Below are 25547 nucleotides of genomic sequence, written 5' to 3'. Positions count from 1 at the left end.
CAAGATAAAACCCGAACCCCGCAACCTTCCACCACCCCGACCCCAGGAGAATTAAATTGGCTAACATCCTAGTCATGATTCCCTCCGGCGAAGTCTACGACCATGACTGCGTGCGGTGGTACAGCTACCAGAACATTCAGCGTAGCATTAACCATTACCACAACATCGGCGATGCCTTCGTCTACGATTCCTCGCTGAAGCTGCTGACCTTCGACCGTCTCGACGTCGTCGAGATCCGCGAGTTCAAGCAGGAGGTGGTGGACCGGGCCAACGCCGAATACGATTACGTGTTCCTGCGCGGGTCGAACTACATCCACGACCACATGACCTGGCCGGAAGGCACCGAGCAGGTGCTGTCCAAGCTGCGCATCCCGGTCATCGCCTTCGGCGTCGGCGCCCAGGCCCCGGCCACCGGCAAGCTGACGCTGTCGGACGAGAGCAAGCGCATCTGGCAGATGTTCGCCGACAAGTCCACGACGCTGGGCGTGCGCGGCACCTACACCGCCGAAGTGCTGTGGGACCTCGGCATCAAGAACGTCCGCATCGTCGGCTGCCCGACCGCCTTCCGCAACCGCGATCCGGAGCTGCGCATCGACCTGCCCGCCCTGGAAAGTGTGCGCAACGTCGGCATCACCATGCGCCGCGAGGTGTCCAGCCACTATTCGCCGGACGTGAAGACCTACCTCACCCGCCACCGCGACTTCGTCAAGGACATGAGCCGCCGCTTCGACACCGTCCTGATGATGCAGGGCGAGGTCGAGGAGAAGAAGCTGCTCTGGGGCACCGACGAGCAGAAGGCCGAGGCCTGGAACGAGCTGCACAACAACAACTGGCTGAAGAGCTGGTACTTCGACGAGGAGCTGGACGAACTGTACCGCTCGCGCCTGTGGTACTCGGACGTCGTCGCCGACTATGAGAACATCGTGCGCTCGAAGGATCTCGTGCTGGGCTACCGCTTGCACGGCAACCTGATGGCGCTGTCGAACGGCACGCCGTCGGTCTATTTCAGCTACGACAGCCGCACGGCGGAGTTCGCGGAGACCTTCGCGATCCCCTGCTACGACGTCTATTCCGACAAGCCCTTCGTCCTGGAGGAATACTGGGACCAGAGCCTGTTCGAGAAGTTCAACCGCACCTTCTACCAGCGCTACCGCGACATGCGGGAGTTCCTGGACGAGAACTACATCCCGCACCGCATGCCCAGCCCGACCGCGCGCAAGACCCCGCAGCGCAAGGCTGCCTGACGGCGGATTCCGTCTCAGCCCTCTCCCCTCTGGGGAGAGGGTGGCCCGGAGGGCCGGTGAGGGGGGTGCACATGGCGGGGCGTCCGTCACATGCGCAACCCCCTCACCCTAACCCTCTCCCCAGAGGGGAGAGGGGACTTCAATTATTTCGCGAGTGCCCGCCATGCCCGACGTCGCCACGCCCGACACCCTGTCCTCCACCCCCGTCGCGGCGGAGCCTGCGGCGTCCGTCATCGAAGGCCGGGTGGACGCCGTCCAGGCCGGGCGGATCTACGGCTGGGCCTGGGACCGCTCCTATCCCACCGACCGCCTGACGGTGGAGCTCCGCGCCGAGCTGCCGGACGGCCGCAGCGTGGTTCTGGGACGCGCGTTGGCCGACCGCCCGCGCGAGGATCTGGTCGGCGGCAACTTCGGCGACGGGCACCACGCCTTCGAGGCCGATCTTGAAATTCCGGCCGGGCTCGACCCCACGCGCGTCGTCGCCGTGGCGGCCGCGCCGAGCACCGGCACCATCGCCACCTTCGCCCAGCCGAGCGCCGAGGAAAAGCTGCTGGAGCGCACGCTCGCTCCGCATCTGGTGCGCATCGGCGCCGGGCTGGACGCCGCCCGCCGCGACCACCAGCAGATCGCCGCCGGCCAGCAGGGCATCGCCCGGCTGCTGCGCGAGACGCAGGAGCGCATCGCCGCCGGCCAGGCCGGAACCGGCGCCGCCGCGGCGCAGCAGGCCGCCCTGTCGGACGCGCTGCACAGCCTTCAGGAACGGGTGGCCGGACTTGAGGTCTTCCTCGTCCGCATGGACACGACGCTGCGCGGCTTCGACGACGCGCTGAAGGTGAAGTCGGCCAAGTCGCACGCCCCCACCATCATCGCCGCCCTGGCCTCGGCCGTGGGAGCCTTCGCGGCGACGGTGATCGGACTGGCGATCTTCGGGTAACGGGGCCCCGCCGCCCTCCCGGTTCCTGCTCCAAGCCTCCGTTTCATCGTTCCCAGGCGCTTCAGCCGCCGCCGATCCCGGCGGCGGCTTTGCCGTGCGCCGGTGTCGGGTGCGCCGATGATGGACGCGCGGCCGTTCCGCGTGCCACCCTGCATGACGCGCGCCCCGCCGGGATCATGCGGGCCGCGATGCGGCGTTCAGGACGTCCCTGAAACGAACCGCATTCCAAACCGACAAGGCCAGCGGCCTTCTACCGGGAGACATGCGACATGCCCGCAGATGGTCCTTCCACCCCTCCGACCTCGCCGCTTGGCGGCGACCTGATCACGCCCAGGGATCTCCACGCGATCACCGAAGCGCAGGAGATGGCGCGCCTGAAGGAGGCGCAGGATCTCGCGAAGAAGAAGCAGGAGGAGCAGACCGCGATCCACGACGCCTTCATGCACCAGCACATCCGCCCCGACGCCAAGGAGCGCTTCACCCGCGCCGTGCGCACGGCGGCCGAGCGCGGGGAGACTGAAATCGAGATCGTGCGCTTTCCCAGCAGCTACTGCAGCGATGGCGGCCGGGCGATCAACAATTTCGAGCCCGACTGGCCGGACAGCCTCACCGGCTTCGCGCGGGAGGTCTACGACAATTACGACCGGTATCTGCGCCCCGCCGGCTACAAGTTGCGCGCCCAGATTCTGAGCTATCCCGGCGGCATGCCGGGCGACGTCGGCGTCGTCCTGCACTGGTGATCGCCGGCATCCGAACGCACCGACGCCCGGCCAAGGAATGGCCGGGCGCGGTCGTCGCCGAAAATTTGGAGAGAGAACCCGTCCTTAGGCGGTCGGGCTGGCCTTGTTGGCCGAGGAGATGGTGTTGTTGACGACGTTCTGGCTGATGCTGTCGGCGATGGACACCGCGGAGCGGCCGTTGTTGTTGTTGAAGATGTTGTCGTGCACGTCGAGCGTGATCGACCCGGCGCCCTTCAGGTGCTCCATGATGCCGCCGTTGTTGTTGAAGATCTCGTTGCCGTAGATCTTGTAGGTGACGCTGGTGCCCTGGTTCTGGCCGACCGAAATGCCGACGTTCGAGTTGCCGTAGATCGTGTTGTCGTAGATCTCGGTGCTCGACTTGGCGAGGATGCCGGCGCCGCGCGGGTTGTCGTAGATCGTGTTGTCGTGGATCTTCAGCGTGCTGTTGGCCTGGCTGTGGTCGTGGTACAGCCCGTGCGACCGGCCGTCGCCGCCGCCGGCACCGTTGTTGAAGATCGTGTTGCCGGCGATCTCGCCGCTCAGGATGCGGCCGTTCCAGCCCGAATACACACCGTCGGTCCGCCAGCCGTTGTCGCTGATGGTGTTGTTGGTGAAGTACTGGTCGGCGTTGTCGGCGGAGTAATGCACGATGCCGTAGGCGCCGTTGCCGTCGATCGTGGAGTGGTCGATCCGCAGACCGTGGGAGGTGCCGCTGATGACGACGCCCGAGCCCTGGTTGTCGACGATCTGCGAGTTGGTGACCTTCACGTTGTCGGCGCCGCCGTTCAGCAGCAGGCCGGCATCGCCCGAGCCCTTCATGGTCAGGCTGTCGAAGGTGATGTTGTCCTTGTTGTTCAGGCTGACGGCGTAGCTGGAACCGCTGGCCGCCTCGATCACCGGGTTGGCGCCGGTGCCGTAGGCGCCGTAGATGATCGGCTTGTCGGAGGTGCCGGAGGTGGAGGCCAGCAGGCTGTCGTGCCAGGTCTCGCCGCGCTCGAACAGGACCAGCGAACCGGCGGCGAAGTTGGTCGAGTTCACCTTGTCCAGCGACTTCCAGGCCTGGTTCGCATCATGGCCGGAGTTGCTGTCGCTGCCGTTGGTCGCATCGACGTAGTAGATCTGCGAGGCCGGGGTGGACGGGTAGTCCGACGTGCCGGAGGTCGGCGCCGTGGGGGCGGCCGGGGCCGCGGCGGCGGTCGTCGCGAAGAACTCCTTGGGAGCGGCGACGGCCAGCGTGCCGTTCCACCACATGTTGGCCTGACCCGGGACGACGTCCTTGCCGTCGAGCGCGCCCTTGTCATAGGTGACGGACGGATCGGTCGGGGCGACCTTGTGGCCGTTGATGGTGACGGCGTTGACCGTCAGGTTGCGGTCCTGCCCATCGACGGCGCCATCGTTGTCGTACTGGATCTGAATCTTGTGCGCCTGATCGGCGGTCACGTTGGCGTCGAAGGAGAAATCCTTGGCGTCGCCGGCCGCGGTGCCTTCGCCGACCACGGCGCCGTCCACCAGCAGCTTGAAATGGGGCGAGACGCCGCCCGCGGCGGTGCCGGAGGCGTTCACGACGATCTTGGCGGTGGCGGCGGCAGCGGCCGTGGCATCGGCCAGCGCCAGAGGCTGTGCGGTGGTCTGGAGTGCCTGGAGATGGAGAATTGAGTCCGGCGTCGCGGTGCTGTCGGCGGTCACCGGGGTGATGCTGTCGACAACAGCCTGGAACGGATCGGCAGCAGAATCACCGACAAAACCGGTCGTGTCGGCGTGGTTCTGATGATCAAGCTCAATGGCCATATGTTCCATGGTCTTTCACTCTTTCCTTTTTACAGCGCCACGTTTGTGGCGGTGGGCGGGAATGTGCGCGGATCGCGCCGTCCCGCTTGCTGTGCGCTCAATCGTTTTCGACAGGACCGGAGCCTAGCCAGCACCGTGTGGCCTTAAATGGTTCGATTTTAGGATAATTAGTTTTTGAAGTGCGCCAAATCCGTCACAGGAAATCCCCTAACGAAAGGGGTAGTTCCCTGAATTTAAGCACTATCACGATCGGGTTAACTCTTTTGGTGAATTCCTGAAAATTCTACGAAGTACAAGAATTTAGCCGCCATTTTCCGACGGATTCTTGCGCTGCACCTAATGTTCGGGTCCGGTCGTCTTGTGACATTCCTGTTGAAGAAAGCTGGGATGCCACATACCATACGCCACACGGACAGTTTAATGAGCAAACAATCCGTGTCGCCAGACAATCCAAAAATGATGAGCCGCGCCGACGGAAGCCCGGCCACCCAAAAGGGAAGGAATGAGGCATGAAGGACGTACAGCGCCCGCGCTGCGCGCGGAAAACCCCTTTTGACTCCTTCGCTTTTAAAAGCTCCCATAGAAGAACGCTCGCCAGCGGAACGGCGCTGGCCGGCGCGCTTGGCCTTCTGCTGATCCCGAACGCCACCCAGGCCGCCTGGGAGCCGACAAAGTCGGTCGAATTCGTCGTCCCGGCGGGAACCGGTGGCGGCGCCGACCAGATGGCGCGGATGATCCAGGGCATCATTCAGAAGAACAACCTGATGGGCCAGCCCATCGTCGTCATCAACAAGTCGGGCGGAGCCGGTGCGGAAGGCTTCCTCGACGTCAAATCGTCAAACCGCAACCCGCACAAGATCATCATCACCCTGTCCAACCTGTTCACCACGCCCCTGGCGACCGGCGTTCCCTTCTCCTGGAAGGACATGACCCCGGTGGCGATGCTGGCGCTGGACAACTTCGTCCTGTGGGTGAACAGCGAGGCCCCGCAGAAATCGCCCAAGGAGTTCGTCGAGGCCGCCAAGGAGGGTGGCGCAAACCGCTTCAAGATGGGTGGCACCGGGTCCAAGCAGGAGGACCAGATCATCACCGCCGCCATCGAGCAGTCGGCGGGTGTCACCTTCACCTACGTCCCCTACAAGGGCGGCGGCGACGTGGCGGCCCAGCTCGTCGGCAACCACATCAACGCCAGCGTCAACAACCCGATCGAGGCGGTGTCGCAATGGCGGGCCGGCGCGCTGCGGCCTCTCTGCGTCTTCGACAAGGAGCGCATCCCGCTGAAGGAGCCGGTGGCCGACGGCAAGTCGTGGAACAGCATCCCGACCTGCAAGGAATCCGGGCTAGACGTGGAATACACCATGCTGCGCGGCATCTTCATGGGGCCGGGCGTCACGCCGGACCAGATCGCCTACTATGTGGACCTCTTCAAGAAGGTCCGCGAGACGGAGGAGTGGAAGGACTTCATGGCGAAGGGGGCCTTCAACGTCAGCTTCAAGACCGGCGACGACTTCAAGACTTGGCTGACCGCGGCGGAAACCCAGCACAAGACCCTGATGGACAAGGCGGGCTTCACCAAACAATAGCCCCTCTCGTCCAACGCGCGGCCCCCGGGGCATCGCGCCCCGGGCGCCCTCCCCCACCGTTTGGGTTTCTTGTGGGAGTGAGCCATGGAGCATGGAACGCAGAACAGTGATCCGGTCGTCTCGAACCGGACCATGGAAATCGTCGTCGCCGGTCTGTTCGCCCTCGTCGCCCTCGTGGTGATGGCCGACAGCATCCGCGTCGGCAACGGCTGGGGGTCCGACGGACCGAAGGCCGGCTACTTCCCCTTCTATGTCGGCCTGATCATGCTGGTCAGCAGTCTGGCCACGCTGGCCGTCAACCTCTGGCGCCACAGCGGCGAACGCACCGCCTTCGTCGAAAAACACCAGCTCGCCCTGGTTCTCCAGGTGCTGGTGCCCAGCGTCGTCTTCGTGATCCTGACCGCTTTCCTGGGCATCTATCTGTCGGCGATGCTGTTCATCGCCTTCTTCATGCACTGGGTCGGCAAGTATCCGATCAAGACGATCCTGCCCGTCGCCATCCTCGTGCCCGCGGGCCTCTTCGTGATGTTCGAGATCTGGTTCCTGGTTCCGCTTCCCAAGGGACCGGTCGAGACGATGTTCGGGTTCTGACGAGTCCAGTTTTTACCAGTCCAGTTTTTAAAAGCCGGGGCGGCCGCGGGAACGGCCGCGCACACCGAAGCAGCGGCGGGCATCCGCGACGAACCAGCCCATGCGGCGGGGCCGAACCCCGTCCTGCGCGCTCAAGACGCGACGCTTCCAAACGGAACGGGAGCGGATGCCGGAAAGGGAGGGAAACTTGGAAGCGCTCGGGTCACTCATACACGGGTTCGGCGTGCTCGCCGATCCCATGAACATCGCCTACATGTTCATCGGCATCACGCTGGGCGTCCTGATCGGCGTGCTGCCGGGGCTGGGCGGGGCGAACGGGGTGGCGATCCTGCTGCCCCTGACCTTCAGCATGTCGCCGACCTCCGCCATCATCATGCTCTCCTGCATCTACTGGGGGGCGTTGTTCGGCGGGGCCATCACCTCGGTCCTCTTCAACATTCCGGGCGAGCCATGGTCGGTGGCCACCACCTTCGACGGCCACCCCATGGCGCAGAAGGGTCACGCGGGCGAGGCGCTGACGGCGGCCTTCACCTCGTCCTTCTTCGGGGCGTTCGTGGCGGTCCTGCTCATCACCTTCCTGGCCCCGGTGATCGCCGGCTTCGCCCTGCGCTTCGGCCCGGCGGAGTTCTTCGCGGTCCAGCTTTTGACCTTCTGCAGTTTCGTCGGCATGGGCAGCGAATCTCCCTTCAAGGTGCTGTGCGCCATGATGCTGGGCTTCGCCCTGGCCGCGGTCGGGCTCGACAGCGTGACCGGCGAGCTGCGCATGACCTTCGGGTCGGTGGAGTTGCTGCGCGGCTTCGACTTCCTGATCGCGGTCATCGGCCTGTTCGGCATCGGCGAAATCCTCCTGACCATGGAGGAGGGGCTGGCCTTCAAGGGCAAGAGCGCGAAGATCAACGCCAAGGTCGTGTGGGAGACCTGGAAGAGCCTGCCGCGCTACTGGGTGACCGCCATCCGCGGCTCCATCGTCGGCTGCTGGATGGGCATCACGCCCGGCGGCGCCACCCCCGCCTCCTTCATGAGCTACGGCCTCGCCAAGCGCTTCTCCAAGAACCGCCAGAATTTCGGCAACGGCGAGGTGGAGGGCGTGGTCGCCCCGGAAACCGCGGCCCACGCCGCCGGCACCAGCGCGCTGCTGCCCATGCTGACTCTGGGCATCCCCGGCTCGCCCACCGCGGCGGTGCTGCTGGGCGGCCTGCTGATCTGGGGGCTCCAGCCCGGCCCGCTGCTGTTCGTCGAACAGAAGGAGTTCGTCTGGGGCCTGATCGCCAGCATGTATCTGGGCAACATCGCCGGACTGATCGTGGTGCTGACCACGGTTCCGGTCTTCGCCTCGATCCTGCGCATCCCCTTCAGCATCATAGCACCCGTCATCGTGGTGATCTGCGCGGTCGGCGCCTACACCGTGCACAACGCCTTCCTCGACATCGTCATGATGCTGGTGTTCGGCGTCGTCGGCTACGTCTTCAAGAAGCTGTCCTACCCGCTGGCCCCCCTGGTGCTGGCGCTGGTGCTGGGCGACATGGCGGAAAGCTCCTTCCGGCAGGCCATGCTGGTGTCGCAGGGCGATCTGGCGATCTTCTGGTCCAACCCGCTGGTCGGCAGCATCGTCACCCTGGCGCTGGTCATGCTGTTCTGGCCGGTGATCTCCGCCCTGCTGCGCAAGCGCCAGTCCCGGCAGGACGGCGGCACCCAGGTCATGCCCGTGAAATAGGTCATCCCGGTGAACCAGCTCCACCCACTTCCCCGCCGGCGTTCGGGACGGGACGACCGGCGGGGGGGATTTCTTCTCACATCGGGGGGTTCGGGACGATGGACACGTCCGATTTCATGATCGCTCTGCTCCAGATCATCTGGATCGACATCCTGCTCAGCGGCGACAACGCGCTCGTCATCGCGCTGGCCTGCCGCTCGCTGCCGCCGAAGCAACAGAAGATCGGCGTCTTCCTCGGCACCGGGGCGGCCATCGTGCTGCGCGTGCTGTTCGCCGTCATCATCGCCTATCTGCTGGCCATCCCGTACCTGAAGATCATCGGCGGGGCGCTGCTGTTCTGGATCGCCATCAAGCTGATGCTGCCCACCGAGGAGGAGGAGCAGGCGGCGCACTCCGGCACCTCCGCCGGGCTGTGGGGGGTGGTCCGCACCATCGTGATCGCCGACGCGGTGATGAGCCTGGACAACGTCATCGCCATCGCCGCCGCCTCGCACGGCAACACGGTCCTTCTCATCCTGGGGCTGGCCATCAGCATTCCGCTGATCGTCTTCGGCAGCACGCTGATCCTGAAGGCCATCGAACGGTTGCCGGCCCTGGTCTATGCCGGCGCCGGGCTGCTCGGCTACATCGCGGCGGAGGTCATCCTCACCGACCCGAGCATCCATTCCCACGTGACGGAAAGCCTGCCGGTGCTGACCGGGACGGCGCCCTTCGTCGCGGCGCTGGGGGTGATGACCGCCGGTTTCCTGATGGCCCGCAGCATCAACCGACGCCGCGCGGTGGTGGAGACCGATCCGGCTTGACGTCTCAGCAGGAGGAGGGGCGACGGGGCTCGCGGCAGCGGTCGCCCCGCACCGCCCGGAAGCGGCTCGGCAGGGCCATGGCGCGCACGTCGCTGGTGATCTCGGAGATGAGGCCAGGATCGTTCCGCAAAATCTCGGTCACCACGGCGGCCAACCCGGCCAGGGCGAACACGACGGCAAGACTCTCCAACATCGGGAACTCCGGGCTCTGACCACACTCATGCTGCGCTGCAGCAGAGATGGCGCAAAGTCCGTTGGGGAGCAAGGGATAAGAAACGTAGCATTTCGTATACCAGACACGCAGCAGGAGCCGGACACAGGCTCCGCACCGCCAGTTCAGGGAGGAACGTCGAGATGCAAGCGAAGGATGTCATGACATCGCCGGTCATCACGGTGGCGCTGGACACCCCCGTACCGGACATCGCCGAATTGCTTTTGACCCATCGGATCAGCGGCTTGCCGGTGGTGGACCAGGACGGCCGCGCGGTCGGCATCATCAGCGAAGGGGACCTTCTGCGCCGGGTGGAGACGGGAACCGACCGGCCGCGCGCCCGCTGGCTGGAGATGCTGGTGGGCCGCAACGTGCAGGCCGCCGACTTCCTGAAGACGCATGGACGCTGCGCGCGCGACGTCATGTCGCGGCCGATCCACGCCGTCGCCCCCGACACGGAGATCGCGGAGATCGCCGACCTGATGGAGGACAAGCGGATCAAGCGCGCGCCCGTCCTGGTCGACGGGCGTCCGGTCGGCATCATCAGCCGGGCCAACCTGCTGCACGGGCTGCTCCGCAACCGGCGCGGTGCCGCCGACTTCGGCACGTCCGGCGACGAGGCGATCCGCGCCGCGCTGCTGGAGGCGTTGGACGGACAGTCCTGGGTGGACCTCGATCGGATCAACATCGTCGTCAACGACGGGGTCGTGCAGCTCTGGGGCATGGTCGACAGCGAGGAGCAGCGCCGCGCCCTGCACACCGCGGCGAGCGGCGTGAGCGGCGTGAAGCGCGTGGAGGAGCATCTGAACCGGAACCGCTTCGTCGGGTGATCCCCCGGCCATCCGCCCCATCGAAGGAGCAGCCCGATGCCGCCACCCGAATTGACCGTCCAACCGCTGGACTCCGGTGCCACCTTCCGCAACCAGGTCTACCGACGGCTGAAACAGGCCATCATCCAGATGGACATTTACGACCACCCCGGCGACGTCCGGCTGGACGAACGCCAGCTCAGCGGCCTGCTGGGCGTCAGCCGGACCCCGATCCGCGAAGCCCTGACCCTGCTGGAGCAGGAGGGGCTGGTGCGGCTGGAGCCACGGCGGGGAATCTACGTCGTCCGCAAGACCAAGACCGAGATCATCGAGATGATCATCGCCTGGGCGGCACTGGAGAGCATGGCTACCCGCCTCGCCGCCGAGCGTGCCACCGAGGAGGACATCGGCACGCTGTGGGACATCTTCCGCAGCTTCGAGGAGCAGGCGCCCTCCGACAACATCCAGGAATACTCCGACGCCAACATCGAGTTCCACAAGGCGATCATCCGCCTCAGCCGTGCGCGCATCCTGGAGACGCTGACCGACAACCTGTTCATCCACATGCGGGCCATCCGCAAGCTGTCGATCCGGCAGGACAACCGGGCCGAACAGTCGATGCACGAGCACCGCGACATCATCCGGGCGCTGGAGCGACGCGACGGCGAACTGGCCGAGCGTCTGGCGCGCGAACACACGCTGGGTCTGGCCGCCCATGTCGAGCGGCACGGCGATTTCCTCGACTGGCTGCGGCTGGCCGAGGTGCGGGGTGCCGACGTGAAGGCCGCGTTCAAGGACGGCCTGCCGCTGATGTAACGGTTATCCCTCTCCCGCCCCGGGAGAGGGTGCCCGCGAAAGCGGGCGGGTGAGGGTCGTGCGAGAATAGTACCACCTATCCTTGGCGGCACCCTCACCCTCCCGCCGCCATGCGGCGGGCCCCTCCCTCTCCCGGGGCGGGAGAGGGCAAGCACGCCTCCCTCACTTCATCGACGGGAAGGAGAACTGCGCGCCTTCCCGCACGCCGCCGGCCGGCCAGCGCTGGGTGATCGTCTTGCGCCGGGTGTAGAAGCGCACGCCGTCCGGTCCGTAGGCCGCCAAATCGCCGAACAGCGACCGCTTCCAGCCGCCGAAACTGTGGTAGGACACCGGCACCGGCAACGGCACGTTGACGCCGACCATGCCGACCTTGATCGCGTCGGTGAAGTAGCGCGCGGCCTCGCCGTCGCGGGTGAACAGGCAGGTGCCGTTGCCGTACTCGTGGGCGTCGATCAGGTCCATGCCCTCCTGCATCGTGTTCACGCGCACGACGCAGAGAACCGGGCCGAAGATCTCCTCCCGGTAGACGCTCATGTCCGGCGTCACCCGGTCGAACAGGCAGCCGCCCAGGAAGAAGCCGCCCTCGTGCCCCGGCACCACCAGCCCGCGGCCGTCAACGACCAGTTCCGCCCCTTCGGCGACGCCTTGGTCGACAAACCCCTTCACCTTCTCGAAATGGGCGCGGGTGACCAGCGGACCCATGTCGCAGCCGGTGCCGGTTCCCGCCCCCACCTTCAGGGCGCGCACCTGCTCCGCCAGCATCGCCACCACGCGGTCGGCGGTCGCGTCGCCCACCGCGACGACCACGGAGATCGCCATGCAGCGCTCCCCGCAGGAGCCGTAGGCCGCCCCCATGATCGCGCTGACCGCGTTGTCAAGGTCGGCGTCGGGCATGACGATGGCATGGTTCTTCGCCCCGCCCAGCGCCTGCACCCGTTTCCCGTGGGCGGTGCCGGTGGCGTAGACGTACTCGGCAACCGGCGTGGAGCCGACGAAGCTGACCGCCTGGACGCGCGGGTCGGTCAGCAGCGTGTCCACCGCCTCCTTGTCGCCGTGGACGACGTTGATCACGCCCGGCGGTAGCCCGGCTTCCTGGGCCAGTTGCGCAACGAGCAGGGAAGCGCCGGGGTCGCGCTCCGACGGCTTCAGGATGAAGGCGTTGCCGCAGGCCACGGCGACCGGGAACATCCACAGCGGAACCATGGCCGGGAAGTTGAAGGGCGTGATGCCTGCCACGACGCCCAGCGGCTGGAACTCCGACCAGTTGTCGATGCCCGGCCCGACATTCTTGGAATGCTCGCCCTTCAGCAGATCGGCGATGCCGCAGGCGTATTCGACATTCTCGATGCCGCGGGTCAGCTCGCCGCGGGCGTCCTCCAGCGTCTTGCCGTGCTCCCGCGTGATCGCCGCGCAGATGCGGTCGGCATTGTCCTCCAGCAACTGGCGGAAGCGGAACATCACCCGCGCCCGCTTGGCCGGGGGCGTCGCCCGCCACGCAGGGAAGGCGGCCTCAGCGGCGGCGATGGCCGACTCCACGGTGGCGCGGTTGGCCAGTGGGACGCGGCCGACGGTCTCGCCCGTCGCCGGGTTCACGATGTCGGCGCTGCGGGTCTCGGCGGGGGCGTCGGCCGTGCCGCCGATGAGGTGCGGAACGAGGGTCATGGCTTTTCCATTGTCTTCCGTCGATGGCTCAGGCGGTCGCCTGGATGGCATCGGAAACGGCGTTCATCAGCCGGTCGAGGTCGTCGCGCTCGCTGATGAAATGCGGGCCGAACTGCAGCGTGTCGCCGCCGAAGCGGACGTAGAAGCCCGCCTTCCAGCACTTCATGGCGATCTCGTAGGGGCGGCGGGCCGGCTCGCCCGGCAGGCCCGCGATCTGCACCGCGCCGCACAGCCCGTAGTTGCGGATGTCAGTGACGTGCTTCAGCCCCTTCAGCCCGTGCAGCACCGTCTCGAAATGCGGGGCCAGCGCCGCCGCCTTCTCGGCCAGCTTGTCCCGCTCGAACAGCTCCAGCGCGGCGAGGCCGGCGGCGCAGGCGACGGGGTGGGCGGAGTAGGTGTAGCCGTGCGGAAACTCGACCATGTAGTCGGCGCCGCCGTTGTCCATGAAGGTCTGGTAGATCTCATGGCTGGCGACCACCGCGCCCATCGGCACCGCGCCGTTGGTCAGGCCCTTGGCGACGTTCATGATGTCGGGGACCACGCCGAAGGCGTCGGCGCCGAAGGCGGCCCCCATGCGGCCGAAGCCGGTGATGACCTCGTCGAAGATCAGCAGGATGTTGTGCTTGTCGCACAGCTCCCGCAGCCGCTTCAGATAGCCCTTGGGCGGCGGCAGCACACCCGCCGAGCCAGCCAGCGGCTCGACGATCACCGCGGCGATGTTGGAGGCGTCGTGCAGGGCGACCAGTTCCTCCAGCGCGTCGGCCAGTTCGGCGCCCTGCTCCGGCAGGCCCTTGGTGAAGGCGTTCTGCGGCAGCAGCGTGTGCGGCAGGTGGTCGGCCTCGACGCCCGAGCCGAACAGCTTGCGGTTGCCGCCGATGCCGCCCAGGCTAATGCCGCCGAAATTCACGCCGTGATAGCCCTTGGAGCGGCCGATCAGCTTGGTCTTCGTCGGCTGGCCCTTCAGCCGCCAATAGGCGCGCGCCATCTTCAGCGAGGTATCGGTCGCCTCCGACCCGGAATTGACGAAGAACACATGGTCCAGCCCGGCCGGCGTCATCAAGGCCAGCTTGTGCGCCAGCTTGAAGGCGGCGGGGTGGCCGAACTGGAAAGCCGGGCTGTAGTCCAGCTCGGCGATCTGGCGGGCCACCGCCTCGCTGATTTCGCGGCGGCTGTGCCCGGCGCCGCAGCACCACAGGCCGGACAGGCTGTCGTAGATCTTCCGCCCCTCGGAATCCCAGTACCACGCGCCCTCGGCGCGGGCGATCAGGCGCGGGTTCGCCTTGAACTCGCGGTTCGCCGTGAAGGGCATCCAGTGGGCGTCCAGCTCCTCGCGCGTCAGCCCAGCGGTCGGGGCGGCTCCAGTCTTGTGGCTCTCGTCCAAGGGCGGCATCGGACTGCACTCCTGCGGGCTGGGGTGGCATCGAATATCAGGTCGGAAAACAGTGTGCGCGGAGCCTTGGTTGCGGTTAAATCCAAACCATTCAAACCTTACGCAAGCATCCGCTTACCTATCCATGACCAAGCCCGCCCGCCCCCTGAGCGGCCTCAACGACGCCGACCTGCGCCTGCTGCGCGTCTTCAAGACGGTGGTGGAGTGCGGCGGCTTTTCCGCCGCGGAGGTGGAGCTGAACATCAGCCGCGCTGCCATCAGCCTGCACATGGCCGATCTGGAGCGGCGGCTGGGGCTGCGGCTGTGCCGGCGCGGGCGGGCGGGCTTCCTGCTGACCGACGAGGGGCGCATGGCCTACGAGGCGGCGCTGCGCCTGTTCGCCGGCCTGGAGAGCTTCCGCAGCGAGATCAACGCCGCGCACGGGCGGCTGCGCGGCGAATTGAACATCGGCATCACCGACAACCTCGTCACCATGCCGAAGATGCGGGTGACCGACGCGCTCCGCGGCCTCAAGCAGCAGGGGCCGGAGGTGCGGGTGAACATCCGCATGATCCCGCCCAACGAGATCGAGCGCGGCGTGCTGGACGGGCGCCTTCATGTCGGCGTGGTGCCGGCGCGGCGTGCCCTGCCCGGCCTGGACCGTCTGCCGCTGTACCAGGAGGAGTCACACCTTTACTGCGGGCGCGGCCATCCGTTGTTCGATGCCGAGACGGTGCACGACGCGGCGGTGGAGGCCGCCGACGCCGTCGCCCCGACCGAGGCGCAGCAGGTGCCGGAGGCGGCGGGGGTGCAGCGGGCGCTGACCGCGACCGCCACCGCGACCGACCGCGAGGGCGTGGCCTTCCTGATTCTGACCGGATGCTACGTCGGCTTCCTGCCCACCCATTACGCGCGGCAGTGGGTCGAGCGCGGGGCGATGCGCGCCCTGTTGCCCGACCGCTTCCATTACGCCCAGGACTTCCAGGCGGTCACCAAGAAGGGTGCTCGGCCCAACTTGGTGCTGGAACGCTTTCTCGACCTGCTGAGACGGACGGAATGAGGGGGTAGGCGGACCCCAAAAATCGGGGTGATTTCCATTGACGCCGACCCGATCACGCCCCACCGTAATTGAGGGGGATACGAACAAAGAACCGGTGGGGGAGCGCGGCCATGGTGATGCTGACCGAACAGTTCGTCATCGACTATCTGCTGTTCGCCGCGGTCCTGCTCACCGTCACCTGCTCCCTGCTCGGCAGTTTCTTTCTCAGCGCGCTCAGCCGCCAGACGGGGGCTCTGTCCCGCCTGCTGCTGTGGGGCGTTCCGGCGACCCTGCTCAGCACCGCCCTGTGGTCGCTCGCCATGCCCGCGAACGAGGCATTGGTCGTCGGCGTCGCTACCGCCGGGGCAACGCTCATCGGGCAGCATCTTTTGCCCTTCGGCCCGGTCGGCCCGCGCGGAGTCTGGTCATGGGAGGCGCTGCTGTTCCGCGGCCTGTCCTGGACCGGGCGCACCGCCCTCATGCTCGCCCCCGCCGTGTGGCTCGGCGGCATGCCGTCCTGGATCCTGTGGTTCGCCCTGGCCGGCCCGATGAACGCGGCCATCTTCGCCCTGTGTCAGTTGCGCGGCACCAACCCGGCGCTGCGCCGGTCGGTGGAGCAGGGCGACGTCCTGTGGGGTGGGGCCCAGGGGGCGGTTCTGGGCGGCCTGCCGGCCTTCCTGATGCTTTTGTGACCGGTGTCCAAGAATCGGGGATGAATCCACCGTGCTCATACGAAAATGCACCGGGTGGGTCTTGCGTGGGCGGGACGACCGGGCCATCTGTGCGGGACTGGCTCCGGGCCCCTCTGGCGGTCCACTTGGTACGGACCGCGATGTCGGAGCCCTTCACTTGAGCGGACGGCGCAGCCGTCCCCTTCTGGAGGGTCCGTATGACCGCTACCTCTTTTTCTTCGTTCCGTTACGGTTCCGCCTATAACGAAACGGCGCATGTCGCGGCGCGCCAGCGGCTTGAATGGCTGGCGCGGACGATGGACAGCGCCGTCCGCGTGCCGGGCACCAACATCACCTTCGGCGCCGACGCGGTGCTGGGTCTGATCCCCGGCTTCGGCAATCTCGCCACCACGGCGGTGTCCGGCTACCTCATCCGCGAGGCCTGGAGGCTCGGCGTGCCGCGCGGCAAGCTGCTGCGCATGGTCGGCAACGTGGCGATGGACAGCCTGATCAGCGCCGTTCCGGTCGCCGGCAACATCGCCGACGTGTTCTGGAAGGCCAACCGCAAGAACATGGCGATCCTGGCCGAGCATCTGGACAGCCAGCCCCCACAGGGCGATCGGACGCACCGTCGCCGCCGCTCGGCGCCCTACACCATCGACGGCGAGTGGCGCCGGACGCGGTAACGGAGGGCGTTACTCCCCGCCGAACCTGATGCGGTGGTTTTCCAGCATCAGTTCGTCCAGCCGGCGGCCGGCGGTAAAACCCGCCAGCCCCGGCGGGACCGGCGTATCGGCGGGAAGCCGCGGACAGGGTTCGGCGGCGCCGATCACCTGAACCACCGGGTAGCGGGCCGTGTAGATGGGCAGGTCCATGTCCTCTCCCTCGTCCGACAGGCCCTTGCCCCGGACCTTGGCGCTCGCCTCCTCGATCTCCATGCCGACCACCATGGTCGCCTTGATCTCCTGTGCCGTGCTGACCCGCAGGTCGGCGCTGCGCCCCGGATAGAAGCGGTCGACCATAGCGTCGAGCGCGCGGGTCTTGGCCTCCGGCTCCTCGACGATGCGCGCGGTGCCGAAGCACATGGCGGACCGGTAATCCGCCGAGTGGTTGAACCCGCTGCGCGCCAGCACGAGGCTGTCGAGATGCGTGACGGTCAGGCAGACCGGCAGGCCGTCGCGCTGCGCCCGCAGCATCCGGCTGGCCGAGGACCCGTGCCAATAGAGATGCTCCCCCTCCCGCCAGAAGGCCGTGGGCGTGCAGTAGGGCTGCCCGTCGATCACGTAGGCGATGTGCGCGATCATCGCGCCGTCGAGGATGGCGTGAACGGATTCCCGGTCGTAGCGGCCCCGCTCGTGCAGGCGCTTCACCCGGTTGCGGTCGGTGACGGGATAGCATTCGGACGGAACGGCCTCGGACATCGCGGAACTCTCTTCGCGGCGGTGGACAACGGCGCTATTAGAGCCTAGCCATTGGTCCGGCGTGAGAGCCAATTCCGACCTTGTCGACTGGACCAATCCGATGCCCGCCGGTCTCTCCGACCTGATGCTCCTCCCCATCGACCGGACGGGTGGGGAACCGCTGCTGCGGCAGGTCTACGGCGCGTTGCGCCGGGCCATCCTGTCCGGCGCCCTGCCGCCCGGCGGGAAGCTGCCGCCGACGCGCGCGCTCGCCGAACGGCTCGGCGTCGCCCGCAACACGGTGGTCGTCGCCTATGAGCAGCTTCTGGCCGAAGGGTTCATCGAGGGCCGCGTCGGGGCGGGCAGCTTCGTGTCCCGCGATCTGCCGGACGGGCTGGAGATTCCGCCACCGGAACCGCCCCGCCGCGTCCCCTCCCCGCCGCCATCGGCCACCTCCTTCGGCATCCTCCCGTTCAGCACGGGGCGTTGCGCGCTGGACGAGCGCAGTTTGCGGATCTGGCGCAGCCTGACCCTGCGGCACCTCCAGCGGCCCGACCCGGAGATGCTCGGCTACGGCGAACCCGGCGGACCGGCGGCGCTGCGGGAGGCCATCGCCCGCTATCTCCAGAGCGCGCGGGCGGTGCGCTGCGAACCGGAGCAGGTGGTGATCACCGCCGGCGCCCAGCAGGCCATCGACCTTGTGCTGCGGGTGCTGCTGCGGCCCGGCGATCCGGTGTGGCTGGAAGACCCCTGCTACCCCGCGGTGCGCGCCGCGCTGGAGGCGGCACGGGCCCACATCGTGCCGGTGCCCGTCGATGGGCAGGGCATGGCGGTGGCGGCGGGCGTCGCCACGGCGCCGGACGCCCGGCTGGCCTATGTCACCCCGTCCTCCCACTACCCGCTGGGGGTCGTGCTGTCGATGGCGCGGCGGATGGAGCTTCTGGCCTGGGCGCGGACAGCCGGCGCCTGGGTGCTGGAGGACGATTACGACAGCGAGTTCCGTTACACTGGCCGTCCGCTCGCCTCGCTCCAGGGGATCGACGGCGGCGGGCGGGTCATCTATGTCGGCACCTTCAGCAAGGTCCTGTTTCCCGGCCTGCGGCTCGGCTACGCCGTGCTGCCGCCCGAGCTGTTGGACCCGGTGCTCGCCATGCGTCGTCTGACCGACTGGCACCCGGCGACGCTCTACACGGGCGTGGTGACGGATTTCCTGAACGACGGTCATTTCGGCCCGCACCTGCGCCGCATGCGCCGGCGCTACACGACCGCGCGGGACGCGCTGGCCGACGCCATCGGCGCCCATCTCTCCCCCTGGATGGAGGCGGAGGTGCCGGAGCAGGGCATGAAGCTGATCGCGAGGTTGCGCCCCGGCCTGTCGGACCGCGACGTCGAGGCGGTGGCGGCCCGGCGTGGCATCGCCGTCCGTGCGGTCAGCCCGATGCACATCGCCGCAGCGCCCCTTCAAGCGCTGATGCTGGGCTTCACCGGCCACGAGCCGGGCGCCCTGCGCCACACAGCCCGCGAACTCGGCGCTGCGCTGGCGGCTGCACGATTAGACGTCTAATCCTCATTTTCGAGCGCAAAAGAGTTAATCTCAAAAAGCCCATTCCCACCAATGCGCTTTGGCGCGCCGCACCCCCTGGCTTTCTCCGGTCGCGCGGCCGTCCCGGCCCTATGGGGTAGCCCCGATACCCCGTTTTCGGACCGTTCCCCTCCGGTCGTTCGGCGCGCCCTACCCCCGATACCCTGTGCAAGGCAGGCCCCAACCTTGCGACGATCAAGCTGCACGCCTGTTGAGGGGTGGCTCCGGTCCTTCGCCGTTTCGCGGCGTTTTTTGTCGGCGTCCAGTCCATTCGAATACGGAGATATTTCTTACAATGTGTGGCATCAGCGGGGAAATCCGCTTCGATTCTCGCCCGGCCTCCACGTCCGCGGTCGGCTCGATGACCGAAGCCCTGGCGTTGCGCGGCCCCGACGGGCAAGGCGTCTTCGCCCATGGCAGGATGGCCTTCGGCCACCGGCGGCTGAGCATCATCGACCTGTCCGAGGCGGCGCAGCAGCCGATGACCGACCCGGAACTGGGCCTCGGCATCGTCTTCAACGGCTGCATCTACAATTACCCGGAACTGCGGGCGGAGCTGGAGGCCAAGGGCTACCGCTTCTTCTCGCACGGCGACACCGAAGTCCTGCTGAAAGCCTATCACGCCTGGGGCCGCCGCTTCGTCGAGCGGCTCTACGGCATGTTCGCCTTCGCCATCTGGGAGCGCGACAGCGGGCGCGTCACGCTGGGCCGCGACCGGCTGGGCATCAAGCCGCTCTACCTGTCCGAGACGGCGGGGCGGCTGCGCTTCGCCTCCACCCTGCCCGCCCTGCTGGCCGGCGGTGACATCGACACCGCGATCGACCCGGTGGGGCTCTACCAGTACATGAGCTTCCACGCCGTCGTGCCGGCGCCGGGGACCATCCTGAAGGGCGTGCGCAAGCTGCCGCCGGCCACCCTGTTGACGCTGGAGCCGGACGGGCGCCGCACCGAGGAAACCTATTGGGAGCCGGTCTTCGGTCCGCAGCCCGGCGACGAGCGGATGTCGGAAGACGACTGGCAGGACGCCGTGCTGTCCACGCTGCGCAAGGCGGTGGAACGGCGTCTGGTCGCCGACGTGCCGGTCGGCGTGCTGCTCTCGGGCGGGCTGGACAGCTCGGTCATCGTCGCCCTGCTGGCGGAGGCCGGGCAGACCGGCCTGCAGACCTTCTCCATCGGCTTCGAGACCGTGGGCCAGGAGAAGGGCGACGAGTTCCAGTATTCCGACCTGATCGCCCAGCGCTTCCAGACCGACCACCACAAGCTGTTCATCGACAGCAACCGCGCCCTGCCCGCCCTTCAGGACTGCGTGCGGGCGATGTCGGAGCCGATGGTCAGCCACGACGCCATCGGCTTCTTCCTGCTGTCGCAGGAGGTGTCCAAGCATGTGAAGGTGGTGCAGAGCGGCCAGGGCGCCGACGAGATCTTCGCGGGCTACCACTGGTACCCGCCGATGATGGAGGCGGCGGACCCGCTGTCCACCTACGCCAAGGTCTTCTTCGACCGCAACCGCGCGGAGATGGCCGAGGCGCTGAACCCGCAATACCTTGCCGACGAGGACGTGGCGAGCGCCTTCGTCGCCGCCCATTTCGCCCGGCCCGGCGCCGACCGCCCGGTGGACAAGGCGCTGCGCCTCGACACCACGGTCATGCTGGTCGACGACCCGGTGAAGCGGGTCGACAACATGACCATGGCCTGGGGGCTGGAGGGGCGCGTGCCCTTCCTCGACCACGATCTGGTGGAGCTGGCCGCCCGCGTCCCGGCGGAGCTGAAGCTGCGCGACGGCGGCAAATACGTGCTGAAGGAGGCGGCGCGCAAGGTCGTCCCCTCCGAGGTCATCGACCGGCCCAAGGGCTATTTCCCCGTTCCGGCGCTGAAGTACCTGCGCGGTCCCTATCTGGAGCTGGTGCGCGACGTGCTGAACCAGCCCGCCGCGCGGCAGCGCGCGCTGTTCCAGCCGGCCTATCTGGACCGCCTGTTCAGCGATCCGGAAACCCACATCACGCCGCTTCGCGGTTCGAAGCTCTGGCAGGCCGCCCTGCTGGAGTTCTGGCTGCAAACCCACGGGATCTGAACACCGCATGATGACGATGCAGAATCGCACCCAGACGCCTTTCCGGATCGAACGCGCTCTGGTCTCCGCCCTGATGGGCGAAGACTCGCCGCGCCCGAGCCGACGGACGGGAGCCGGACTTGGTCCGACGCCGCGCGCTGTGGTGAATTGCGGCTGGGGACGCCTGCTGTTCGCCAACACCTTTTCCGACGTGGGCGAGCTGATCGCGGCGATGCGCCAGGAGGGGCCGGGGCGGCGCGACATCGCGCTATATCTGGAGGACCCCCACGTGGCGCTGGCCCAGGCGCCGAACGAGCTGTTCCTCGACCCCTCCCACACCTACCGCCTGCGGCTGGCCGGATTCCGGCCCGGCATGGAGACTCGCGGCTTCACCATCGAGCCGCCGCGCGGCCGCCAGGACGCCGACGCCGTGAACCGCATCTACGGCGCGCGCGGCATGGTCACCATGGACCCGGAATTCTGGTGGGGTGAGCGCGACAGCCGCGTGCTGACTCACCTGATCGCCACCGATCCGGTCAGCGGGGCGGTGATCGGCTCGGTCACCGGGGTGGATCACGCCCGCGCCTTCAAGGACCCGCAGAACGGCTCCTCCCTGTGGTGTCTGGCGGTCGATCCGCAGGCGGCCTATCCCGGCATCGGCGAGGCGCTGGTCCGCGCGCTGGCCGAGCATTTCAAGGATCGCGGGCGCAGCTTCATGGACCTGTCGGTCCTGCACGACAACGCCAACGCCATCGCGCTCTATGAAAAGCTGGGCTTCCGGCGGGTTCCGGTCTTCGCGCTGAAGACCAAGAATCCGATCAACGAGAAGCTGTTCGCCGGCCCGGCGGTGGAGGCCAGCCTCAACCCCTACGCCATGATCATCATCAACGAGGCCCGGCGCCGCGGCATCGGGGTGGAGGTGGTGGACGCGGAATCCAACCTGTTCCGCCTCAGCTTCGGTGGGCGCAGCATCCTGTGCCGCGAAAGCCTCAGCGAGCTGACCTCGGCGGTGGCCCTGTTCCGCTGCGACGACAAGGCGGTGACCCGGCGCACGCTGCTGCGGGCGGGCCTGTCGGTGCCGGACCAGATGACCGCCGACGGCATGGACGACAACGCCGCCTTCCTGGAACGCCACGGCAGCGTCGTGGTGAAGCCCGCCCGCGGCGAGCAGGGCCAGGGCATCACCGTGGATGTGCGCGACGCGGAGACTCTGGCCTGGGCGGTGGCCAAGGCGAAGAAGATCTGCGACACGGTTCTGCTGGAGCAGTTCGTGCAGGGCCAGGACGTGCGGATCCTGGTCATCGACTACCGAGTGGTCGCCGCCGCGGTGCGCCGCCCGGCGGAGATCGTCGGCACCGGCGACCGGACGATCGCGCAGCTGATCGAGGCGCAGAGCCGCCGCCGCGCCGCCGCCACCGGCGGGGAAAGCCGCATTCCGATGGACGAGGAGACGGAACGTTGCGTGCGCGACGCCGGTTTCTCCATGGACTCGGTCCTTCCGGAGGGGCAGACGCTGGCCGTGCGCAAGACGGCCAACCTGCACACGGGCGGCACGCTGCACGACATCACCGACCGCCTGCACCACCGCGTGGTGGAGGCGGCGGTGGAGGCGGCGCGTGCGCTCGACATTCCGGTGGTCGGCCTGGATCTGCTGATCCCCGACCTGCTGGGGTCCGACTACGCGATCATCGAGGCGAACGAGCGGCCCGGTCTTGCCAACCACGAACCGCAGCCGACCGCCGAACGCTTCCTTGATCTTCTCTTCCCCTACTCCGCGGTCGATCCGCGGGCGTGACCGTTCAGGAGGTGGTATGGAGCAGGCAGCCTTGACGCGGACCGGAATCGTCCGGCCGGTCATCGACATGGACTATCTGACGGGCCTTCTCCGCCGCCTGCTGGAGATCCCGAGCCCGACCGGATACACCGACCAGATCGTCCATTTCTGCGGCGACGAGCTGCACCGGTTGGGCATCCCCTTCGAGCTGACCCGGCGCGGCGCGATCCGCGCCGATCTGGCGGGGCGCCAATACAGCCCCGACCGCGCCGTGGTCGCCCATCTCGACACACTGGGCGCCCAGGTGAAGATGCTGAAAGCCAACGGCCGTCTGGAGGTCGTGTCCATCGGCACCTGGTCGGCGCGCTTCGCCGAGGGCGCGCGCTGCACCGTCTTCACCGACAAGGGCAGCTACCGCGGCACCATCCTGCCGCTGAAGGCGTCCGGCCACACCTTCAACGAGGAGATCGACACCCAGCCCGTGGCCTGGACCAACCTGGAGATCCGGGTCGACGCCCGCTGCGAGACGCTGGAGGCGTTGCAGGCCCACGGCTTCAACGTCGGCGACTTCGTGGCCATCGACCCGCAGGCCGAGTTCAACGCCAGCGGCTTCATCAACTCCCGCCATCTCGACGACAAGGCGGGTGTGGCGGTGATCTTCGCCGCCGCCAAGGCGGTTCTGGACGCCAAGCTGCCGCTGCCGGTGGATTGCCACCTGCTGCTGACCATCTCCGAGGAGGTCGGGTCCGGCGCCTCGTCGGTCCTTCACAAGGACGTGGCGGAGATGGTGACCATCGACAACGGCACCACCGCCATGGGCCAGAACAGCCGCGAGTTCGGCGTGACCGTCGCCATGGCCGACAGCACCGGCCCCTTCGACTATCACCTGACGCACAAGCTTCTGAAGCTATGCCAGCAGCACAATATCGAGCACCAGCGCGACGTCTTCCGCTATTACCGCTGCGACAGCGCCGCCGCCATCGAGGCGGGCAACGACATCCGCACGGCGCTGGTCTGCTTCGGCATCGACAGCTCACACGGCTACGAGCGCATCCACGCAGACTCGCTGCGCTCGCTGGCCGAGCTGATTGCGCTTTACATGCAGAGCGATGTGGCGATCCCGCGCGACCGCGTCGGCATGGGCCCGATGGGCGCCTTCCCCTGGCAGCCCACCGCACCGGCGAAGGTTACGGAGGAATAGGCCCTCTCCCGCCCCGGGAGAGGGTGGCGCCGTAGGCGCCGGGTGAGGGTAAATCCAAGGATCAAAACGCTGATTCCCGGCAGTACCCTCACCCTTCCCACGCTTCGCGCGGGTCCCCTCCCTCTCCCGGGGCGGGAGAGGGTTTCACACCGCAGATCCCCTCAATCCCCCGCCGCCAACTCCGGCCGGGGCGGACCCAGCGGGTCGAGCGGGGTGACGGTCGGGGTGGTCTGGGGCAGCGGGCGGAAGCTTGCCTGCGCCTCGGCCGGCGGCGGCGGGCGCATGCGCGTGCGCCACAGGCCGTAGAGCGTCGCCGAGCCCGCCCCCGCCGCGATGAAGCCGAACAGCGCCTCCGGCCCGGCGAAGCCCATGGCCGCAGACGCCAGCGGCGGCCCGATGATCGCCCCCACCGAGTTGGCGAGGATCAGGCCGCCGCTGACCGACACCACATTGTCCGGCCCGGCGTGGTCGTTGGTGTGGGCGGCGCAGACCGGATAGAGCGTGAAGGCGAGACCGCCAAACAGCGGCGCCACCAGCAGCAGCGTCTCCTGGCGTCCGCTGCCGTCCGCCAGGATCATGCCGACGCTGACCAGCGCCAGCGCCGCCGACAGGCCGATGATGACGGCGCGCCGGTCGAAGCGGTCGGACAGCCGCCCCAGCGGCCACTGCAGCGCCACCCCGCCCAGGATCAGGGTGCTCATGAACAACGCGGTCCCCGACACCCCGAAGCCGGAGGCCGCGCCGAACACCGGGGCGAGGCCGTAGATGGAACCGGTGACCGTCCCGCTGATGAAGACGCCGACGACCCCCAGCGGCGACGCCTCGTACAGCCGCCGCAGGCTGTAGGATTCAACGTTGGGCAGGGTCGGCGGCGTGGTCCGGGTCAGCGCCACCGGCACCAGGGCGAGCGTCAGCAGAATGGCGATCAGCATGAAGATGCGCACGCCCGCCTCATCGTCCAGCTGCAACAGCTGCTGGCCCACCGCCGAGGCGGCGTACAGCGTGACCATGTAGAGCGACAGGATCTGCCCGCGCGTCTCGTTGTTGGCGGTGCCGTTCAACCAGCTCTCGATGCAGATGTAGAGGCCGGCCATGCAGAAGCCCTCGGCCAGCCGCAGCACGGTCCACAGCGGCACCGCGGCGAACAGGGCGTGCGACAGCGCCGCCGCCGACAGGACAGAGGCGAAGGCGGCAAAGGCGCGGATGTGGCCGACCCGCGTGATGACCCGATGGGCGAACAGGGAGCCGCCGGTGAGCCCGGTGTAGAAGGCTGCGGTGATCAGGCCCACCGCGACCGCACCGGACTCCGTGCCGGCCAGCCGCAGACCGATGAGCGTGCTGAGCGCACCGTTGCCCAGCATCAGGAATGCGACCCCGAGCAGGAGCGAAAGTACCGACCGTGCAACCTGCGGCATGTGTCCGACCACCCGTTCCTTTCACGAAAAACCGCCGCCGCAGCCCGGAGGCCACGGCGCCGGCCCTTGGATGGCACCCGCCGGATGGCGAATCAACCCTTGTAATTCGCGGATTCGGTAGTGTCTCAGCCATTCCACAGAAATGCAGAAG

General features: G+C 67.6%; 22 protein-coding genes. 16 read left to right on the top strand and 6 right to left on the bottom strand.

The annotated features are described in order from the left end of the window. Positions 1–56: 56 nt before the first annotated feature. The 3 genes from ACFPMG_RS29835 (at position 57) to ACFPMG_RS29825 (ending at position 2918) form a co-directional block, all read left to right on the top strand. On the top strand, positions 57–1244 hold the full coding sequence (locus tag ACFPMG_RS29835; protein ID WP_376999051.1) for a polysaccharide pyruvyl transferase family protein: 1188 nt from the start codon (positions 57–59) through the stop codon (positions 1242–1244). A gap of 163 nt (positions 1245–1407) precedes the next feature. Continuing rightward, on the top strand, positions 1408–2178 hold the full coding sequence (locus ACFPMG_RS29830; protein WP_376999049.1) for a hypothetical protein: 771 nt from the start codon (positions 1408–1410) through the stop codon (positions 2176–2178). 269 nt (positions 2179–2447) lie between these two features. Beyond that, complete coding sequence (locus tag ACFPMG_RS29825; protein ID WP_376999047.1) at positions 2448–2918, top strand: hypothetical protein; 471 nt, start codon at positions 2448–2450, stop codon at positions 2916–2918. 84 nt (positions 2919–3002) lie between these two features. On the opposite strand, the gene ACFPMG_RS29820 is transcribed toward ACFPMG_RS29825, so the two are convergent. Next, on the bottom strand, positions 3003–4715 hold the full coding sequence (locus ACFPMG_RS29820) for a right-handed parallel beta-helix repeat-containing protein (protein WP_465252040.1): 1713 nt from the start codon (positions 4713–4715) through the stop codon (positions 3003–3005). Positions 4716–5215: 500 nt separating this feature from the next. Here ACFPMG_RS29820 and ACFPMG_RS29815 point away from each other — a divergent pair, with 500 nt between their 5' ends. The 4 genes from ACFPMG_RS29815 to ACFPMG_RS29800 all read left to right on the top strand — a co-directional run bounded on the left by ACFPMG_RS29815 (position 5216) and on the right by ACFPMG_RS29800 (position 9397). Beyond that, complete coding sequence (locus ACFPMG_RS29815; RefSeq protein ID WP_376999043.1) at positions 5216–6289, top strand: Bug family tripartite tricarboxylate transporter substrate binding protein; 1074 nt, start codon at positions 5216–5218, stop codon at positions 6287–6289. An 84-nt stretch (positions 6290–6373) separates the two neighbouring features. Next, entirely contained in the window at positions 6374–6880 is a 507-nt protein-coding gene (locus tag ACFPMG_RS29810; protein WP_376999041.1) for a tripartite tricarboxylate transporter TctB family protein, read from the top strand. A gap of 223 nt (positions 6881–7103) precedes the next feature. Continuing rightward, positions 7104–8594, top strand: a complete 1491-nt coding sequence (locus tag ACFPMG_RS29805; protein ID WP_376999039.1) for a tripartite tricarboxylate transporter permease — start codon at positions 7104–7106, stop codon at positions 8592–8594. A gap of 98 nt (positions 8595–8692) precedes the next feature. Then, entirely contained in the window at positions 8693–9397 is a 705-nt protein-coding gene (locus ACFPMG_RS29800) for a TerC family protein (RefSeq protein WP_376999037.1), read from the top strand. Positions 9398–9401: 4 nt separating this feature from the next. Here ACFPMG_RS29800 and ACFPMG_RS29795 read toward each other — a convergent pair whose 3' ends face one another. Then, complete coding sequence (locus ACFPMG_RS29795) at positions 9402–9590, bottom strand: hypothetical protein (protein ID WP_376999035.1); 189 nt, start codon at positions 9588–9590, stop codon at positions 9402–9404. Positions 9591–9751: 161 nt separating this feature from the next. Here ACFPMG_RS29795 and ACFPMG_RS29790 point away from each other — a divergent pair, with 161 nt between their 5' ends. After that, positions 9752–10438, top strand: coding sequence for a CBS domain-containing protein (locus ACFPMG_RS29790; RefSeq protein WP_376999032.1), 687 nt, complete (start codon positions 9752–9754; stop codon positions 10436–10438). Between the two features lie 36 nt (positions 10439–10474). Then, the gene (locus ACFPMG_RS29785; protein ID WP_376999029.1) at positions 10475–11233 is read left to right on the top strand and encodes a GntR family transcriptional regulator; all 759 of its coding nucleotides are present in this window, start codon (positions 10475–10477) and stop codon (positions 11231–11233) included. Positions 11234–11395: 162 nt separating this feature from the next. Here the strand turns inward: ACFPMG_RS29785 and ACFPMG_RS29780 are convergent, their stop codons facing one another. Together ACFPMG_RS29780 and aptA are read right to left on the bottom strand one after the other, a co-directional pair. Further along, positions 11396–12895 carry a CoA-acylating methylmalonate-semialdehyde dehydrogenase gene (locus tag ACFPMG_RS29780; RefSeq protein ID WP_376999026.1) on the bottom strand — a complete coding sequence of 500 codons (1500 nt, stop codon included), beginning with the start codon at positions 12893–12895 and terminating at the stop codon, positions 11396–11398. A 28-nt stretch (positions 12896–12923) separates the two neighbouring features. Further along, a complete protein-coding gene (gene aptA, locus ACFPMG_RS29775; protein WP_376999023.1) occupies positions 12924–14285 on the bottom strand; it encodes an omega-aminotransferase AptA in 1362 nt (453 codons plus the stop codon). Positions 14286–14409: 124 nt separating this feature from the next. On the opposite strand from aptA, the gene ACFPMG_RS29770 reads away from it, so the two are divergent. From ACFPMG_RS29770 to ACFPMG_RS29760, 3 genes are all read left to right on the top strand, one after another. Further along, on the top strand, positions 14410–15324 hold the full coding sequence (locus tag ACFPMG_RS29770) for a LysR family transcriptional regulator (protein ID WP_376999020.1): 915 nt from the start codon (positions 14410–14412) through the stop codon (positions 15322–15324). Between the two features lie 110 nt (positions 15325–15434). Beyond that, positions 15435–15995 carry a hypothetical protein gene (locus ACFPMG_RS29765; protein ID WP_040136483.1) on the top strand — a complete coding sequence of 187 codons (561 nt, stop codon included), beginning with the start codon at positions 15435–15437 and terminating at the stop codon, positions 15993–15995. 197 nt (positions 15996–16192) lie between these two features. After that, the gene (locus ACFPMG_RS29760) at positions 16193–16660 is read left to right on the top strand and encodes a DUF4112 domain-containing protein (protein WP_376999018.1); all 468 of its coding nucleotides are present in this window, start codon (positions 16193–16195) and stop codon (positions 16658–16660) included. Between the two features lie 9 nt (positions 16661–16669). On the opposite strand, the gene ACFPMG_RS29755 is transcribed toward ACFPMG_RS29760, so the two are convergent. Next, positions 16670–17395: a pyridoxamine 5'-phosphate oxidase family protein gene (locus tag ACFPMG_RS29755; protein ID WP_376999015.1), complete on the bottom strand. Its 726-nt coding sequence runs from the start codon at positions 17393–17395 to the stop codon at positions 16670–16672. A 100-nt stretch (positions 17396–17495) separates the two neighbouring features. Here ACFPMG_RS29755 and pdxR point away from each other — a divergent pair, with 100 nt between their 5' ends. The 4 genes from pdxR to ACFPMG_RS29735 all read left to right on the top strand — a co-directional run bounded on the left by pdxR (position 17496) and on the right by ACFPMG_RS29735 (position 23981). Beyond that, entirely contained in the window at positions 17496–18938 is a 1443-nt protein-coding gene (pdxR, locus tag ACFPMG_RS29750; protein ID WP_376999013.1) for a MocR-like pyridoxine biosynthesis transcription factor PdxR, read from the top strand. 313 nt (positions 18939–19251) lie between these two features. Next, positions 19252–21027: an N-acetylglutaminylglutamine amidotransferase gene (locus ACFPMG_RS29745; RefSeq protein ID WP_376999011.1), complete on the top strand. Its 1776-nt coding sequence runs from the start codon at positions 19252–19254 to the stop codon at positions 21025–21027. A 7-nt stretch (positions 21028–21034) separates the two neighbouring features. Further along, complete coding sequence (gene ngg / locus ACFPMG_RS29740) at positions 21035–22801, top strand: N-acetylglutaminylglutamine synthetase (protein ID WP_376999008.1); 1767 nt, start codon at positions 21035–21037, stop codon at positions 22799–22801. Positions 22802–22817: 16 nt separating this feature from the next. Further along, positions 22818–23981, top strand: a complete 1164-nt coding sequence (locus ACFPMG_RS29735) for an osmoprotectant NAGGN system M42 family peptidase (protein ID WP_376999006.1) — start codon at positions 22818–22820, stop codon at positions 23979–23981. Positions 23982–24142: 161 nt separating this feature from the next. Here ACFPMG_RS29735 and ACFPMG_RS29730 read toward each other — a convergent pair whose 3' ends face one another. After that, positions 24143–25396 carry an MFS transporter gene (locus ACFPMG_RS29730; RefSeq protein ID WP_376999003.1) on the bottom strand — a complete coding sequence of 418 codons (1254 nt, stop codon included), beginning with the start codon at positions 25394–25396 and terminating at the stop codon, positions 24143–24145. Between the last annotated feature and the right edge of the window lie 151 nt (positions 25397–25547).

Source organism: Azospirillum himalayense, assembly GCF_042657465.1.
Lineage (GTDB): Bacteria > Pseudomonadota > Alphaproteobacteria > Azospirillales > Azospirillaceae > Azospirillum > Azospirillum himalayense.
This window is presented reverse-complemented; position numbering and strand designations above follow the sequence as displayed.

What these genes read in the sequence shown, in the direction of transcription:
- ACFPMG_RS29830 (WP_376999049.1), top strand. Translation starts at nt 1,408, where the DNA reads ATGCCCGACGTCGCCACGCCCGACACCCTGTCCTCCACCCCCGTCGCG.
- ACFPMG_RS29785 (WP_376999029.1), top strand. Translation starts at nt 10,475, where the DNA reads ATGCCGCCACCCGAATTGACCGTCCAACCGCTGGACTCCGGTGCCACC.
- ACFPMG_RS29820 (WP_465252040.1), bottom strand. Translation starts at nt 4,715, where the DNA reads ATGGAACATATGGCCATTGAGCTTGATCATCAGAACCACGCCGACACG.
- aptA (WP_376999023.1), bottom strand. Translation starts at nt 14,285, where the DNA reads ATGCCGCCCTTGGACGAGAGCCACAAGACTGGAGCCGCCCCGACCGCT.
- ACFPMG_RS29815 (WP_376999043.1), top strand. Translation starts at nt 5,216, where the DNA reads ATGAAGGACGTACAGCGCCCGCGCTGCGCGCGGAAAACCCCTTTTGAC.
- ACFPMG_RS29825 (WP_376999047.1), top strand. Translation starts at nt 2,448, where the DNA reads ATGCCCGCAGATGGTCCTTCCACCCCTCCGACCTCGCCGCTTGGCGGC.
- pdxR (WP_376999013.1), top strand. Translation starts at nt 17,496, where the DNA reads ATGCCCGCCGGTCTCTCCGACCTGATGCTCCTCCCCATCGACCGGACG.
- ACFPMG_RS29735 (WP_376999006.1), top strand. Translation starts at nt 22,818, where the DNA reads ATGGAGCAGGCAGCCTTGACGCGGACCGGAATCGTCCGGCCGGTCATC.
- ACFPMG_RS29795 (WP_376999035.1), bottom strand. Translation starts at nt 9,590, where the DNA reads ATGTTGGAGAGTCTTGCCGTCGTGTTCGCCCTGGCCGGGTTGGCCGCC.
- ngg (WP_376999008.1), top strand. Translation starts at nt 21,035, where the DNA reads ATGATGACGATGCAGAATCGCACCCAGACGCCTTTCCGGATCGAACGC.
- ACFPMG_RS29745 (WP_376999011.1), top strand. Translation starts at nt 19,252, where the DNA reads ATGTGTGGCATCAGCGGGGAAATCCGCTTCGATTCTCGCCCGGCCTCC.
- ACFPMG_RS29810 (WP_376999041.1), top strand. Translation starts at nt 6,374, where the DNA reads ATGGAGCATGGAACGCAGAACAGTGATCCGGTCGTCTCGAACCGGACC.
- ACFPMG_RS29780 (WP_376999026.1), bottom strand. Translation starts at nt 12,895, where the DNA reads ATGACCCTCGTTCCGCACCTCATCGGCGGCACGGCCGACGCCCCCGCC.
- ACFPMG_RS29730 (WP_376999003.1), bottom strand. Translation starts at nt 25,396, where the DNA reads ATGCCGCAGGTTGCACGGTCGGTACTTTCGCTCCTGCTCGGGGTCGCA.
- ACFPMG_RS29760 (WP_376999018.1), top strand. Translation starts at nt 16,193, where the DNA reads ATGACCGCTACCTCTTTTTCTTCGTTCCGTTACGGTTCCGCCTATAAC.
- ACFPMG_RS29770 (WP_376999020.1), top strand. Translation starts at nt 14,410, where the DNA reads ATGACCAAGCCCGCCCGCCCCCTGAGCGGCCTCAACGACGCCGACCTG.
- ACFPMG_RS29765 (WP_040136483.1), top strand. Translation starts at nt 15,435, where the DNA reads ATGGTGATGCTGACCGAACAGTTCGTCATCGACTATCTGCTGTTCGCC.
- ACFPMG_RS29755 (WP_376999015.1), bottom strand. Translation starts at nt 17,395, where the DNA reads ATGTCCGAGGCCGTTCCGTCCGAATGCTATCCCGTCACCGACCGCAAC.
- ACFPMG_RS29800 (WP_376999037.1), top strand. Translation starts at nt 8,693, where the DNA reads ATGGACACGTCCGATTTCATGATCGCTCTGCTCCAGATCATCTGGATC.
- ACFPMG_RS29790 (WP_376999032.1), top strand. Translation starts at nt 9,752, where the DNA reads ATGCAAGCGAAGGATGTCATGACATCGCCGGTCATCACGGTGGCGCTG.